The organism is Pseudomonas kielensis, assembly GCF_014236655.1.
Taxonomy (GTDB): Bacteria; Pseudomonadota; Gammaproteobacteria; order Pseudomonadales; family Pseudomonadaceae; genus Aquipseudomonas; species Aquipseudomonas kielensis.
Window position 1 is genome coordinate 155,649 of record NZ_JACMYG010000006.1, and the last position, 14,581, is coordinate 170,229.

The following is a 14,581-nucleotide window of genomic DNA, read 5'->3' on the forward strand; positions in this document are numbered from 1 at the left end:
CCCAATTTAATATGTTGCTTGTTTGGTGTGGAATAATATTTCTGCGGCATAACTGGATATTTATAGGTTGCTAGAGTTACTACTTAATTGAGTAATTTTGTTGATTTTATTTATAAGTATAAGCAAGCTGACTCTGATAAAAGACTGTAAGGGATATGAGAGGATGAGCCCTTGGCTAAATAGGTGTGGGCAGTTTCTGCTGATATACGGGGCGTTGACTCAGCAGAGAGGGGTGTGTTTATTATTATTCGTTGTTTGAGTAGTAGTGGGTCGAGCAGGTCAAATGAGCGTGAATTTTACGGTAATATTTTCGTAAGCAAACATGGCCATCATAATTTGTAAGGTGGCAGGGCTCGCGCGGAAAGTTTGCGGTTATCTAAGATTTTCCTTACGTCATAATATTTTACTGGTGATTGATTCGGCGGCGTATTGCTCATCTAAAATTATTACATGCTCCTTCCCGTATGCTTCAATTAGATGGTCGACTGCTTTCGTTTGTAGTTCAGATATTTTTTCTGTTGTGGTGATTTTACGTTGTTTTGACTTATCGTTCATTCGTCTCCGCAAAATCTCAGAGGGGCATGCATGGATAAAAAATATTACGTCAGCTTTTATTTGTTTCAGTAGCGTTGTCTCGACCCAAAATTCCGAAGTGTTAGTTTCTATCACGGCGTGAAATTCAACTATGGTATTTGTGTGTTTTGCTTTTAACTTTTCGTAAGCCATTATCAATAGATCTTGGTTTTGTGAAAGACCTTTTGTTTCTAATGAATTCAGTTCGACGGGGCGCCCTTCCTCTTTTAGTAGTTTAGAGGCCGAAGTGCCATAATATTTTGGGTGAAGAGATGTTAGCTGGTTAGTGAGTGAGGTTTTTCCGGAGCCGGATAATCCAAAAATTGCAATATGCATATCACTCTCTCAGTCAAACAAGTTAAGAATGGTTCTTCGTTCCGCATAGCAATATGATTGAGGTGGCGTGATGCCTGCTTTGCGTAAGCTCAGCAAAGGGATTTTTCTTTCATATTCAATCACATCAGTTAGGTGGATTGCATAAGCCTTTTTGTGGTGTGAGAAATAAGCATCATAATCTTCTTCTGAAATACACGCTTTTTCTATAGCTAAGGCTTTTATTTCAGTTGGACTGCCAGTTTGGGTAAATGCTATTGTAGCTTCCCCTGATAGCATTTTTACGGGAGAGCTAGAGTAGATATATATTTGTTTACCAGTCCTAAACTCGGATCCAATTTTTTTGCGAAGCTCTACTGTTTTAGCTCCGCTAAAAATTAATGAGCTATAATGAGGTTTGATGCTTATAATGATTTCTCTCATGGCAATTCTTGTCTTTAAGGAATAGGGTGTATGGCTAAAAGCCTAGCGTTTTGGCTTGAAGGAATCAAGGGGGCTAAACCCGATATCGATTTGCATGTAAATTATTGGTTGCTGCATCAGAATACTGATCGTGAGCTAAGTTATTTAGATATTGGGGTGAAATTTCAGGGGTTGCATGATGTTCGAGGGAAAGACAAAGGCTCGATAAATATATATTTCCCTTTTAAAGTCAATAAAGAAAATTACTATCCCAATTTGGGAGAGCTCGTGTGTTCGCGGACGGACTTGATCCAGACAATATTTAATTCTCGACACAAATCTACAGTAAACAGCTCAAATACCTCAGTTGATATTGAATTCGAGAGCGAAAAAGAGGGCGTTTTACGCGTCTTTACTCAAATCTCATGCAGTCCAGAAAATGGTGGTGTGAGAATAGTAGATACGGATGAGGGATCTACTCTGCTATTCCCTCTCAAGTTATTCAACACGACCAGGAAGGTTGCTACTAATTTTGGTTCAGAATCTGAGTCTCTTCCAGGCTATATTAGATTCAGGATTAAACTAAATTCGAATGAAACTAAAGTTATATCGCAAAGCTATAAGCATACCGATAGCATTATACTCAGTCGGCTTGAGTCTACTGAAATTGTAGATTTTCGATTGAACGAAGTTAGAGATTTGCCTGGGATAATTCAGTCCAAAGATCTAATCGGAGCGGGTATAAAGAATATTCATTTCTTTTTGATTAGGGAGGTCGATTCTGAATATAAACAAGCACATGCTAATTTTCATAGATGCAGATTGTTGGAAAAGGAATTGTGGAATGAGTATCTAAGTCTAGATCTCAAGGAGAATATGGCTCCTAAACAAATGTTAATTTACCACTGGAAGGAATCAGGCAAAAAGCTGGAAATTGCAAGTAGGAAAAAGAAGCCTGCCCCTAAAGAGGCTTATGCATCTATAGAAAAGTTTACAGCTTTTGCTAAGTTTAGCAAGATAACTGTAACTTATAAAAATCTTTTATTGTTTGTGATGTTTGCTCTGCTCATAGGAGCCGTGTCTGGTGCGATGGGGAATGTCCTTTATAATTTTGTACGTGATGCTGGTGGAGCTTTTTTAAATTACGTTAGTTATTTCTATGGGCTTCATGTAAGCAAATAACCTTGCTTGTTTAAAATTCTTGCAAAAACCACTGAAAATGCTAAAATGCACGAATAGAGGTATTATGTTAGGGGATAGGGAAATGATTGCAATTATAATGAAGCCGGCCATACGCTATAAGCTATTTAGCGAGATGAGTGTGGATTTCATATTTCTTGCAAAGCACCTCTCGGCAGTCGCAGGTCTTTATCCAGGATTTAAAGAGTGGCTTTACTTTACATTTAAGCCTGAGTTTGCACGGGGCGTTCGTGAAGTTATAGTCGCCTATAGCGGTAATGAAATCGCTGGCTTGGCGCTGTTGAAGCGTACAAGTGTTGAGAATAAAATTTGTACTTTCTACGTGTTCCCTTCCTTTCGCGATAACGATATAGGTAAGGACTTAATTGATAGGTCGATTTCATTTTTAGATAATGGTCGTGAGATGATGATTTCCGTGTCTGAAGAGCGGGAAGCTGAGTTATTTCCTCTTTTAAGAAAATCGGGCTTTAAGTTGCACTATAAAATCGAAGATTTATATAGGATTGGAAAATCTGAAAGTTTTTACCGGCTCTAGTATCAAACATAAAATAAAATCCCGTATTGCTTTTTGCGTTACGGGATTTTTATTTTATGGTGGGTGATATTTGCTTGTCGTTTCTTGGCGATCAATCTATAAAGATAAATTTTCAGTGTTGGTGCTGAATGAAAACTGATTCGACTGGAAATTTATCCATGGCGGATTTCTGATTTTTACATCAGCAGATGTGAATAAGCCTAGCAGCTGTATTCCGGTGGAAAAGGCGTTAAGCTCCGCCGTATGTAGGCGTGCAGTAGGGTATTTATTGTGCAGATTTGGCTAGCGTTGAAAACTCCAAAATTTTCCTAGGCGCAGAGTGATAAGGTTTGTGGTCAGCAGGTAGTAGTAGCGCGTCGATTTCGAGCTAGAGTTCATGTGGTGGTTTAAAAACCAAGCGAGATGTTTTCTGTGCCATGTCCATGGATTATCTCGGTTCCAGCGTTCAAAAATGGCTGCTTGAATAGTCTTGGCTTGGTGGATGTGACGTTCGCGTGTGGCATGTGCTCCAGTCAGTGCTCCAGCCAAGAAGATCTCCATATCGAATGGTTTATTCATACCCGACCACCGATGTACGCCGATACCACGTCGATTCGAGCGTGTCCCAGCTCATAGCTGATTTGTAAGCGTGCCTCTCGATCAAGGCGTGGATTTAGCCGCCGGCACCCGCCACCGTTGATGGGGGCGGGATGATGGGTAATCTGCTCATAACGTTCGCACGCATAGGCCGCGCGCAGTTCGTGCAAGCCTTTAAGGTTGTGCTGATGGAGGAGGTGTCGGGCGGGTCGGACGATTATCCGTTGGAAATCAAGGTAGCTTTCGTTCGGTGCCAGCAGGTTGCGGCTACCGTCGGGAGAGACCTGTTCGGCGTACCTGAGCGCCTCGCGAATATGATCATCCACCCAAATCCAGCGAGGTGCCGACGCACCGGAGCGGCCACCTTTGGTGCCGTCCTGGATGTTGATCTTGCCGTATTGTTCGGCCTCACGTTTTAGACGTGGTAGGTCGGCCAAAATGGCCTCGCGTAAGCGCATGCCGGTGGCTCGCGCCAACTGCGCGATGGCCGCGGTGCGCGGCATTTGGTGGTCGCAGAGCACGTCGACGATCTGCTTCACATGTTCGCGGTCTTGGCCTTGCGGTACCGAGCGATGAACACTGGTGCGCTGCATCCCTAGCGTCTTGCTCGGACTCGGCACTGTCACATACTGATCACCGCGAAGCGCGGCCATGGTCCGGTTCACGCTGGATAACCGGTTTTGCGCGGTGGCGATGCAGATAGCCCCTTGATCAACTTGCAGGCGCAGATGTCCGGCGTAGTCCAGCAAGGTCTGCCGATCAATTTTTCGTGCATCGTTAAAGCCCGGCCCATCCTCCGACCGACACCACCGCACGAAAGCCTGCCAGCGGTCACTGTGTGCCTTGACGGTCCCGTAATGCCCGCCGCCAAACATATCGCGCAATGCTTGTGGTCCGGCATAACTCAGTTGCCGGCCCCATCCAAAATTTCGCCCGTCCCGTCTACCGACCAATGCCATGATCAAACTCCTCTCGAAGCCAAACTTTTAAAAACTTCCCCACGTCATCCCGCCATGGATGTTGAGTGCTATCAGGGATCAAGGCCCCTGCGACCTGTGAGGGTTGTCCACTAACGCGGGACTGGCGGCTCCTTACGGCCAAGAGCTTGGGCATCTCATGATCTGGCCTCCTGAGCACTTCCGAGGAAGTGGGCGGGTGGAGGCTGCGCTGGCTGACGAGTCCGGCGCCGCGAGATCCTGAGTCGGGTGAGGGCAGGGATGCGATGACTGGGGCATGCCTGACTGTCAGTCAGGTGCAGTCCATTCCGTGGGCTGCGGCACCATCATCTGGATCGCTGTTGCTGGTGATTTCGGTGTTTGTCACGCCGATTGTCACGAGGGGAAATGCCGCAATGCCTTGTACGAGTTGGGCGGCAGCAGTGGTAGGAGCGTCCGTCTCTTTCCGGGAGAAAGAGACGGGCGCAGGTTGGCGCAATGAAATGGCCACGCGGATAGGTTGCTGCAGGGCAGTTGGGTAGGGGGATGTATGCCGCAATGGCAATGATCTGGAGTGGGCATCCATCACTCAGTGAGTGATCGTGCGAGCCACCGGACGCTAATCGCACTTTGGGAGAACCACCACGGTGTGGCGTAGCCTTAAAGGTTCTGGCTACCTGGGCTGCTGTCAACGACAGCGCTTTGCCCGATTTCCTCTACGCCTGTGGATAATTCTGATCAAGGCGCCAATTTCCTCCCAAATACCACTGCCGATGACGTTTCCAGTCATCTGGAAATCCCATCAGCCTAAAGTACCCCGGGTCCAGATGATCCATGATTTCGGTCAGGCGAAGCTTCCATTGACTCTCTGGGCTGATTAGGTCGGTTAGGTAAGCCAACATCGTCAATACGATGTACAGGCGTTGCTTAGGCTGAGGACGGTCGGCGGGCGCATTCGCGACGATCCAATCTTTTGGCAGGGTGGGTCGAATCGAGAGTTCTCGGTTCCATAACCGGGAGTGGTGGGCGCAACAGTTGCGGATGAAGGTCAGGGTGTGGAGCCAGGAGGCCAATACCTCGAAGGGCAAATTCAATCGGCTGGCTATCGCTTTTTTGTCGGCGCTTTTGCCTATGGCATTGAAGAGCGTGGATACCGCTCCAAGGCTGAGTTCTTCCAGGACAGCCCAGGCGGGTGGAAACTCAGGGTGGGTGTAAGTCGCTCCGTAGAATCGGAAGTAGTTGTCGCGCATGCGATTTTCAATGCGGTGTTGCTGGACCTCATCAAACTGGCTGCTTGTTTGTATGCGCTCAATTTCACGTCGAAGTTTTTTCCGTTCCTTGTCCAACTGATCTCGCAGGGGGCGCAGTAGATGGTCATGTGCATACGACGAGGAGAAGACGGATGCGTCAGCTATCCAATCAGGCCCGTATTTTGGGCACATGTGATTGCTGATAGTCGCTCGTGTGGCGACTTCAACACGTTCGATGGCCTCCATGATTATGTGTCGCAGCGAGCTGTCGAAGCGGTAGATGTCGACGACGGCCTTCAGTGTGCTGCCGGGTTTGAATGTGTGTTCAGGCCCTTGCTCCTGGAACGGGCGCATGTAGGGGCTCAGGCGAAACAGCGTGACCACCTCGAGGAAACGCATGGCATGGTCGTCGTTACTGACTTGCAGGCCGCGTTGCTTTAGCAGTTCCAATTGCTGTTCTACGCTGAGAGCCGGCTTGTCGAAGGGCCTCATGTAGTTTTCTCCAGGCAAAAAAAACCCGCACGATTTGAGCTTGCTGACGGGGTCAACCTAGGCTTGGCGGGTGTGTTGGGGGGCATTATAGGTAGGTACAAAAGCCCGTCAACGGCGCGCTGGCATGCAAATGTAACGGGCAGGGGATGTGTTCCAAATCACGGAAACAAAAAAGGCCCACCTTTCGGTGAGCCTTTTTTGGTACTGCGTATGGTGCCGGCACCAGGAGTCGAACCCGGGACCTACTGATTACAAGTCAGTTGCTCTACCAACTGAGCTATACCGGCGTGTTGGGCGACGATTATAGCGATTGCTTTGCGTCTGTAAACCCCTGAATTCTGACTATTTTTGCGTAGCGCTCAGGGTCAGGCCCTGCGCAGCACTTTCTTGAGCGTTTCGACCGCTCGCCAGGAGCGGCTGTTGCGCAGGGCGTGGAGTTCGGCTTCGGCGCGGTCGGCGCGTTGGCGTTCGTGGTGCAGAGCGGTTTCCAGGTCGGTCAGGGGGTAGCTGAAGCTGTGGCCGTAGCAGAACTGGAATTCGTCGAGGTTGCAGGGGGCCAGTTCGAAGGCGCCCTTGAAGTGCAGGTGTTCTTCGGCGAGGTAGAAGGTGTTGAGGCCGTCGAACAACACCGAGTGGTAGCCGGCGTCGAGCAGCAGTTGTTCCCAGGTCTGGTCGCGGGTCCAGGGGGTTTCGATGAGGATGATCCAGGGGCGCCATTGGCTGAAGTCCATGCCGCGCAGCACGGTTTCTTCGTGGCCTTCGACGTCGATCTTGAGGAAGTGGATCGGGCCTTTGACGTGTTCTTCGCAGATCGAGGTCAGGGTGCGGGAGTGGACGGTGTGGCTGCGCACGTCCATGCCGGCGTCGCGGTGCTGTTTGGCGACGCTGGCTTCCACGGTCGACAGGCCGGTGTCGGCGATGGCGTAGAAGGTCAGGGCCTCGGCGTTGTCGCCGGCCACGCATTGCAGGTTGATGTCTTTGGGCCGCTCCTGGCACAGGGCGTCGTGGTAGACCTGCACCGGCTCGATGTTGATGCCGGTCCAGCCGCGCTCATAAAACGCCTTGGTGACCGAGTCCACGGTGGGCTGATTGGCACCGACGTCGATGTAGAAGCCGTTCTCGAAGTGCTTCAGGGCGCGCCACAGGCGAATGTCTTCGAAGTTCTGTGCATAAGAAATGAACGTCACGGGCGCTTCCTGTCAGTCGGCTACGGCGATCCATGGCACCCGCTGGGCGCCCGATGACTGTGTATAGCAACTGCGCCTGATGTGCGCAATTGTTGGCCGGTTGGGTGCCGGGATTCGGCAGTTATGTCCTTTGGTTTTAACGCTTATGCACAACGGGCAGTTGTTTGGCGGTCTGGATGACGGATTTTTTGCAGGAATTCTCAACAAATCGCAACTGGCTGTTTTTTCGTTCGTTTTTTAATGTGAACAAAAAATGACCAAGAGACTTTTAGCCCTAAAAGCCTTGGATCCAAAGGCTGTGATGGATTTTCATCAACAGAGTTATCCACAGGCTGTGGTGCGACAAAACGCCCCTTAATGGCGCTCGGCTAGTAGCAGTAGGTTGCGCGGTGTCAGCGTGCTTTCGCAGAAGGTGCCGAGGCGAACCTGGTAGCCCTGGGATTCGAGGAACAGGGCGCGGTCGAGGACCAGCCACAGTTCCAGGGGGCGGCGGAAAAGGCCGCGCACCAATTCCAGGTTGCGCACCTCGGCCAGGCGTTGCCAGCCGGCGGCTTCCAGTGCCGGCCAGTCCTGGGTGCCGACGGTGGATAAGTCTTTGAGCGCGGCCAGGTCGCGGCAGTAGTCGGCGAAGGGTTTGTCCAGCCAGGCGCTGGGCAGTGACGGTGTCGGCAGGTACTGATCCAGCCCGCGCAGTTGCCGTTGCAGCAGGTCGAACCCCAGGCGGCGGGCCATGGAGCTGTCGCGCTGGCGTCGAACCCGGGCGCCGGCGGTCACGGTCTCGCTGAGCGGCAGGGCCAGGTCGTCGAGGGACAGTTGCAGGCTGGAGGCTTTGCCGGCGCTGGACAGGGCTTGGTAGTGGCTGGCGTGGGTGCGGTTGTAGCAGCACGGGGCGATGGCCAGTTGTGGGCAGCCGGCGGCGCTGGCCAGTTGCAACAGGCGCACGTGCAGGTCGCCACAGGCGTGCAAGGCCACTGGCGTCAGGTCGGCGCTGACTTGGGCCACCGCATCGGCCGCCAGGACGTCTTGCTGCAGATGCCGGGCCGGCAACCGATGGTGCTGACTCAGGGCCTGGCCGCTGGCGATCAACGCCGGGTCATGTTCCAGGCAGGTCAGGTGCTGGCCGGCTTGCAGCAGGCGGCGGCCCAGGTGGCCCTTGCCCGCGCACCAGTCCAGCCAGTGCCGGGGGTGGTTGGCGAACTGCAGGCAGGCGGCAAAGGCTTCGATCTGCTGCCATTTGCGCCCCGGAACGTCGACGTTCAGGCGCGGCGCGGCGGGATCGATGGCGTGGGCAGGGAGCTGTGCGAGTGCGCTGAGGGCCGCGGACTGCGCCGCCAGCGCCGGGAAGGGCGCCGGGGCGAGTAGCTGTTCAGGGTGGTTGTGGCTGTCTTCGGCGTGTTGCAGCGAGCGCTGGCGTAGCCACTGGGCCAGTTGCGGGTGGTCGGTTTCCCACGACAACTGGCGTTGGGTAAACGGGCGCGGGCGCCAGAGTGCCTGGTGCTCGCTGAGGAAGGCGTCGAGGGCGTTGAAGCGGGCGAGCAGGTGCTCGCCCGTCAGCACCGACGGCTCAGCGTCCCTGGCAGGCATCGACGCGCAACCAGCGCTCCAGCAACTTGAAACCGCGGACCAGGACGTAGGCCATCAGCAGGTAGAACATGCCGGCGGCGAAGAAGATCTCCACGGGCAAGTAAGTGCGGGCAATGATGGTGCGTGCCATGCCGGTCAGTTCGAGCAAGGTCACGGTACTGGCCAGGGCGCTGGCCTTGAGCATCAGGATCACTTCGTTGCTGTAGGCCGGCAGGCCGATGCGCGCGGCACGCGGCAGGATGATGTAGAACAGCGCCTTGGGCCGCGACATGCCCAGCGCCCGGGCGGCTTCGATTTCACCCGGTGGGATGGCCTGGATCGCGCCGCGCAGGATCTCGGCGATGTAGGCGGCCGTGTGCAGGGTCATGGTGGCGGTGGCGCACCAGAACGGATCGCGCAGGTACGGCCACATCGCGCTGTTGCGCACCGCATCGAACTGCGCCAGGCCGTAGTAGACCAGGAACAGTTGCACCAGCAGGGGGGTGCCGCGGAAGAAGAAGATGTAGGCGTAGGGCAGGGCGCGCACGTACCAGAGTTTGGACGAGCGGGCGATGCCCAGCGGAATGGCGAGCAGCAGGCCGAGGATGACCGCGATGGCCACCAGTTCCAGGGTCAGGGTGGCGCCCTGGGCCAGTTTCGGCAGCCACTTGATGATCACTTCCCAGTTCATTGGGTGCTCCGGGCAAAGCCGCGAGCGGCGCGTTTTTCCAGCAGGTGCATGCCGATCATGGCGATGATGGTCAGCCCCAGGTACATGAAGGCGGCGACCATGTAGAAGGTGAAGGGCTGCTTGGTCATGGTCACGCCGTTTTGCGCGTGACGCATGATTTCTTCCAGGCCGATCACCGAGACCAGGGCGGTGTCCTTCATCAGGATCATGAACAGGTTGCCCAGCCCCGGCAGGGCGATGCGCCACATCTGCGGCATGATCAGCCGGGTGAAGATCCGCCATTTCGACAGGCCCAGGGCCATACCCGCTTCGCGGTGACCCTTGGGAATGGCCAGGATCGCGCCACGGAACACTTCCGTGGCATAGGCGCCGAAGCACAGGCCGAGGGCAATCACGCCGGCGGCAAAGGCATTGAGCGCCAGGTCAGGCTTGCCGAAAAACTCGCCCAGGGCCCGCATCAGGTTGACGGTGCCGAAGTAGATCAGCAGCACCCACAGCAGTTCCGGGATGCCGCGCACCAGGGTCGAGTAGGTGCCGCCAAGCCACTGCAGTGACTTGTACGGGGAAGTCTTGGCCAAGGCGCCGAGCAGGCCGAGCACCAGTCCCAGGCTTAAGGCCGTGAGAGCCAGTTTGACGGTCATCAGCGCGCCAGCGGCGAGCGCCGGGCCGAATCCTTGGAGTTCGATAATCATGGAGGTCTATTCAAGTTGCAGCAGGCTTTGCTAAAGACCGGCGCGCCGGGGTGGGCGCGCCGGTCAGGCACGTCAGGATCAGTAGATGCTGAACGGGAAGTACTTGTCGTTGATCTTCTTGTAGGTGCCGTCAGCGACGATTTCCTTGATGGCGGCGTTCAGCTTGTTGCGCAGCTCGTTGTCACCCTTGCGCACGGCGATGCCGATTTCGTCGCTTTCCACCACGGGGTCGCCTTTGAACTCGTAGTTCTTGCCGGCATCGCTTTTCAGCCAGTCGTAGTTGGCGTACTTGTCGGCCAGGATGCCGTCGACGCGACCGGAGGTCAGGTCCAGGTAGGCGTTTTCCTGAGTGTCGTAGAGGCTGACCTTGATGTCGTCACCGTAGGTGTCTTCCAGCCAGGTGCCGGCCAGGGTCGCGCGCTGGGTACCGATGGTCTTGCCCTTGAGGTAGGCCTTGTCGGTCTTGAAGTCGACGTTTTTCGGTGCGATGAACTGCAGCTTGTTGGAGTAGTAGCGGTCAGTGAAGTCCACGGCCTGCTTGCGCTCGTCGGTGATCGACAGCGAAGACACCAGGAAGTCGAACTTCTTGGCGTTGAGGGCCGGGATGATGCCGTCCCAGTCGGAGGTGACGACTTCGCACTCGACTTTCATCTTGGCGCACAGGGCGTCGCCGATGTCTTTGTCGAAACCGACTACCTGGCCGCTGGCATCCTTGTTGTTGAACGGCGGGTAGGCCGCCTCGATGCCCATTTTGAGTTTTTCGGCAGCCATTGCGTTGGCCGAGAACACCAGGGTGGCGGCCGCGGCCAGGATGAATTTCTTGTAGTTCTGCATGCGGGTAGCTCCGTTAGCGGTTGCTGGACATGAATTGTTTGCAGCGCGCCGAAAGCGGGTTTTCAAACACCTGCTGTGGCGATCCTTGCTCTTCTACCAAGCCCTGGTGAAGGAACACGACTTCACTGGAGACCTGGCGGGCGAAGCCCATTTCATGGGTGACCAGCAGCATGGTGCGGCCTTCTTCGGCCAGGGCGCGGATCACGTTTAGTACTTCCTGAACCATTTCCGGGTCAAGTGCCGAAGTGGGCTCATCGAACAGAATCACTTTGGGCTGCATCGCCAGGGTGCGGGCAATGGCCGCGCGTTGTTGCTGGCCGCCGGACAGCTGCGCCGGGTACGCGTGGCGTTTATCGGCGATGCCGACCTTGGCCAGCAGGGCTTCGGCGACTTCGATGGCCTCGGCTTTGCTCTGCCCCAGCACGCGGCGCGGCGCTTCGATGATGTTATCGAGCACGCTCATGTGCGGCCACAGGTTGAAGTTTTGAAACACAAAACCGATTTCGCTGCGCAGGCGGTTGATCTGCCGACCGTCGGCGGCCACCAGTTCACCGTTTTTTGCCGGCTTGAGCTTGAGCTCTTCGCCAGCCACCAGGATTTGCCCCTGGTTGGGGTTCTCCAGGAGGTTGATGCAGCGCAGGAACGTGGACTTGCCGGAACCGGAGGAACCCAGGATCGAGATCACGTCGCCGTCGCGTGCGGTCAGCGAGACGCCCTTGAGCACCTCCAGCTGGCCGTAGCGTTTGTGCAAGTTGCGGATTTCAAGCGCGGGCGTGGCCTCAGCCATGTACGGTCCTCATTGTGTTCGGTTGTGCCTGTGCTGTTGGGCAGCCTACCTGGCGAGGCGCCAAGCTAGCATAGCGTTGGAACGGCGGCCAACAGCCCCACGGGGTGCACACGGGAAGTGGTGCGCGGTTGTCGCATCGACGCAGCAGACTGTCGCGCTATCAACAACCGAACATCTGTTTGAAGCCATGTTTGCGTGGGGGGAGCGTAAAAAAAGGCGCGATGGTGCCAGCTTTGGCCGGGTGTTGGAAGCGCAAAGCGGACATTCGTACCAGATCGGCACGTTTATTGTGCACCAGTGGTTTTTTCTGTGTGTTTTTGGTGCGCCGACTCGTCCGGTGACTGGGGGGTACGCTCATGCGCTGGCGAAGTGCCATTGATTTCAATGACTTAGGATTGAGGCTCGGTCTTTGTGCAGGCCGTGGAAAGTGGGGGGTGAAACATTTTGGCGCAATTGTTTCGTGCGGAATTAGACGCGACAGGTTGGTTTCGTGAGAAGCGCCGCCCGGCAATGGCATTGAGTCGATCCGGGAGAATGAAAAACGGCCGCTGTCAGGGATGACGAGCGGCCGTTTTGCTTGGCGCACTGCGCGGCTTACTCGGCCTTGTCGTCCGGTTCACCCAGGGATTCGCGGTAGCTGTCCAGGGCGTTGCCGAAGTCGCTGATGAACTGCGGTTCGGTGAGCCAGGCCTGGGCGGTTTCGCGGTCCATGCCGTCGGCCCACATGCGGTAGTCGATCAGCATGTCGGCGGCCAGGTGGGTGGCGGCCATGGCTTCGTTCTCGGCGTTTTCCATGTCCAGCAGGTCTGGGTGCTCGTTGATGATCTCGCTGAGGTTCGACAGCAGGGTCAGCAGCATGTCGTTGCGGCTGATGGCCTCAGCGGCGTGCATCTTGCTGAACATTGCCAGGGTGTACTCGGGGATCGGCGCGTCCAGGTGGCCTGTCTCGTCGTCCAGGGCCAGCGGCTTGCGGCCAACCATGCGGATCTGCTTGGCCTTGGCCTTGGCGCGTTTGGCGCGTTTTTGCTGTTTGTTCGGGGATGCCATGTAATTCAGTTCGCTTTGTGTTGAGTGTTGGCCGCGATGGCGTCGGACGCCGCCACGTAGTCAGCCTGGAAGGCTGGCGATTCGATCCACGCCAGGGCGCCGGCTTCGTCGGTCTCGGTGGACCATTGGCGATATTCGATCAGGGCCGCCAGGATGAAGTCCATGGCGCCTTCTTCGCCTTCCTGCTCGTACACCAGTTCCAGCAGCGGGTCTTCGAGGAAGGCGCTGCACATGGCTTGCTGGCTGGTCTTTTCGGCGTCGATCATTTTCTTGAACAGCTCGGTCAGGTCCACTGACTCGAAGTCGATGCGATCGTCGTTCGGGTCCAGCTCCACCGGCGCGGCTGCGCGTTGGGTGCGGTTCTGCTTGGCCTTGGCTTTGGCGCGGGTGGCGCGTTTTTGCTGCTTGTTCGCGGATGCCATGGGCGTCGTTCCGTATTTCGTCGAGAGGGTGCAGGCCGGTCAGCTTCGGGGGACTTGCCGCCCGGGATGATCGGGGGTCAGTTCGCCATGTTGCAGCCAGGACAATGCAATGGGCCATAGTGTGGCTTGGTATGGGCTGCGAAAAAAGCCGAAATGTCCGACTTGTTGCTCGCCGATGTCTTGCGGGTCGATTCGCAGGTGGGTGTTGGCACTGCGGCTGAAGTAGCTCAGCAGGCGCTCGATGGCAGCAACGGTGCCGTAGGGATCGTCGCTGAGGCTGATTGCCAGGGTTTTCGCGGTAACGATGGCGAAAGGTAGCTGGCCGACCTTGGCGGCCAGCACGCGGCCGCTGGGGCATTGCTCGAAGCGCGGCGCGGATCGGCTCCAGTCACGGACGACGCCGGCCGGGGTGTCTTCCAGCCAGCCCAGGCGTTTGCCGGGGAAATAACCGCAGAACCAGGTCACCAGCGGCATCACCACATGCCACTTGCCGAACATCCGCCAGCGCAGGTCGGGGGTGTAGTCGCGCCAGTAAGCGAACTGCGCACCGACGGTCACCAGGCGTCGAATCAGCGGCCCCGAACTCGCCAGTCCCGCGGCGCAGCCGCCAAAGCTATGGCCGACGACATCGATGGGCTGGCCGGGAAACTCGCGCTGGGCGCGCTTGAGCATGGCCTCGAAATCCAGGTAGCCCCAGTCCGACCAGCTGGCGTCGAGGTTTTTCATCGAGGTCGGTCGCGACTCGCCGATGCCCCGGTAGTCATAGGTGATGACGTCGAAGCCATGGGCGCACAGGTATTCGGCAAAGCGTGAATAGTGGCGGCAGCGCACCGACGTGGCGGCGTTGATGATCACCACGGCCCGGGACCGGTCGGCAGTGGCGTGCCGCCAGGTGAAACCGCCCAGGGCAAAACCGTCGGCGGCAGGCTCCCGGAAGGGCGTCATCAGCGGCTTGGCCGGCAGTTCCAGCTCGATTTGAGTCGGTGTCAGTGAAGGGCTTTCCTGCAAATTCATTGGCGCGCAACCTTTGCGGATAGCTGCCAACCATAGTCTGCCTGGGGC

General features: G+C 55.6%; 16 protein-coding genes and 1 tRNA gene. 2 read left to right on the plus strand and 15 right to left on the minus strand.

The window, feature by feature from the left end; translation table 11 throughout:
- Window positions 1-393 precede the first annotated feature (393 nt).
- Window positions 394-909, minus strand: coding sequence for an AAA family ATPase (locus H7995_RS08285; RefSeq protein WP_185818224.1), 516 nt, complete (start codon window positions 907-909; stop codon window positions 394-396).
- A 9-nt stretch (window positions 910-918) separates the two neighbouring features.
- Complete coding sequence (locus H7995_RS08290; protein ID WP_185818225.1) at window positions 919-1,329, minus strand: ASCH domain-containing protein; 411 nt, start codon at window positions 1,327-1,329, stop codon at window positions 919-921.
- Window positions 1,330-1,359: 30 nt separating this feature from the next.
- Here H7995_RS08290 and H7995_RS08295 point away from each other — a divergent pair, with 30 nt between their 5' ends.
- A complete protein-coding gene (locus tag H7995_RS08295; protein WP_185818226.1) occupies window positions 1,360-2,490 on the plus strand; it encodes a hypothetical protein in 1,131 nt (376 codons plus the stop codon).
- Window positions 2,491-2,572: 82 nt separating this feature from the next.
- Entirely contained in the window at window positions 2,573-3,043 is a 471-nt protein-coding gene (locus H7995_RS08300) for a GNAT family N-acetyltransferase (RefSeq protein ID WP_185818227.1), read from the plus strand.
- 282 nt (window positions 3,044-3,325) lie between these two features.
- Here H7995_RS08300 and H7995_RS08305 read toward each other — a convergent pair whose 3' ends face one another.
- The 13 genes from H7995_RS08305 to H7995_RS08365 form a co-directional block, all read right to left on the minus strand.
- Window positions 3,326-3,601: a hypothetical protein gene (locus H7995_RS08305; protein ID WP_185818228.1), complete on the minus strand. Its 276-nt coding sequence runs from the start codon at window positions 3,599-3,601 to the stop codon at window positions 3,326-3,328.
- Window positions 3,598-4,578: an integrase domain-containing protein gene (locus H7995_RS08310; protein WP_185818229.1), complete on the minus strand. Its 981-nt coding sequence runs from the start codon at window positions 4,576-4,578 to the stop codon at window positions 3,598-3,600. Before H7995_RS08310 ends, H7995_RS08305 begins: the two co-directional genes overlap by 4 nt.
- Before the next feature lie 692 nt (window positions 4,579-5,270).
- Window positions 5,271-6,296 carry an Abi family protein gene (locus H7995_RS08315; RefSeq protein WP_185818230.1) on the minus strand — a complete coding sequence of 342 codons (1,026 nt, stop codon included), beginning with the start codon at window positions 6,294-6,296 and terminating at the stop codon, window positions 5,271-5,273.
- A 211-nt stretch (window positions 6,297-6,507) separates the two neighbouring features.
- Window positions 6,508-6,583 (minus strand) — tRNA-Thr (locus tag H7995_RS08320).
- Window positions 6,584-6,661: 78 nt separating this feature from the next.
- Window positions 6,662-7,483, minus strand: coding sequence for an FkbM family methyltransferase (locus H7995_RS08325; protein ID WP_185818231.1), 822 nt, complete (start codon window positions 7,481-7,483; stop codon window positions 6,662-6,664).
- Between the two features lie 354 nt (window positions 7,484-7,837).
- Entirely contained in the window at window positions 7,838-9,067 is a 1,230-nt protein-coding gene (locus tag H7995_RS08330; RefSeq protein WP_185818232.1) for a methyltransferase, read from the minus strand.
- On the minus strand, window positions 9,048-9,737 hold the full coding sequence (locus H7995_RS08335; RefSeq protein WP_166592990.1) for an ABC transporter permease: 690 nt from the start codon (window positions 9,735-9,737) through the stop codon (window positions 9,048-9,050). Before H7995_RS08335 ends, H7995_RS08330 begins: the two co-directional genes overlap by 20 nt.
- Complete coding sequence (locus H7995_RS08340) at window positions 9,734-10,429, minus strand: ABC transporter permease (RefSeq protein ID WP_166592989.1); 696 nt, start codon at window positions 10,427-10,429, stop codon at window positions 9,734-9,736. Before H7995_RS08340 ends, H7995_RS08335 begins: the two co-directional genes overlap by 4 nt.
- 78 nt (window positions 10,430-10,507) lie before the next feature.
- Window positions 10,508-11,263, minus strand: a complete 756-nt coding sequence (locus H7995_RS08345) for an ABC transporter substrate-binding protein (protein WP_166592988.1) — start codon at window positions 11,261-11,263, stop codon at window positions 10,508-10,510.
- Window positions 11,264-11,276: 13 nt separating this feature from the next.
- Window positions 11,277-12,050, minus strand: coding sequence for an ABC transporter ATP-binding protein (locus H7995_RS08350; protein WP_095167396.1), 774 nt, complete (start codon window positions 12,048-12,050; stop codon window positions 11,277-11,279).
- A 594-nt stretch (window positions 12,051-12,644) separates the two neighbouring features.
- Window positions 12,645-13,097 carry a hypothetical protein gene (locus H7995_RS08355; protein ID WP_166592987.1) on the minus strand — a complete coding sequence of 151 codons (453 nt, stop codon included), beginning with the start codon at window positions 13,095-13,097 and terminating at the stop codon, window positions 12,645-12,647.
- A gap of 5 nt (window positions 13,098-13,102) precedes the next feature.
- Window positions 13,103-13,519, minus strand: a complete 417-nt coding sequence (locus H7995_RS08360; RefSeq protein WP_185818233.1) for a hypothetical protein — start codon at window positions 13,517-13,519, stop codon at window positions 13,103-13,105.
- Between the two features lie 39 nt (window positions 13,520-13,558).
- Window positions 13,559-14,533 carry an alpha/beta hydrolase family protein gene (locus H7995_RS08365; protein WP_185818234.1) on the minus strand — a complete coding sequence of 325 codons (975 nt, stop codon included), beginning with the start codon at window positions 14,531-14,533 and terminating at the stop codon, window positions 13,559-13,561.
- Window positions 14,534-14,581: the final 48 nt, after the last annotated feature.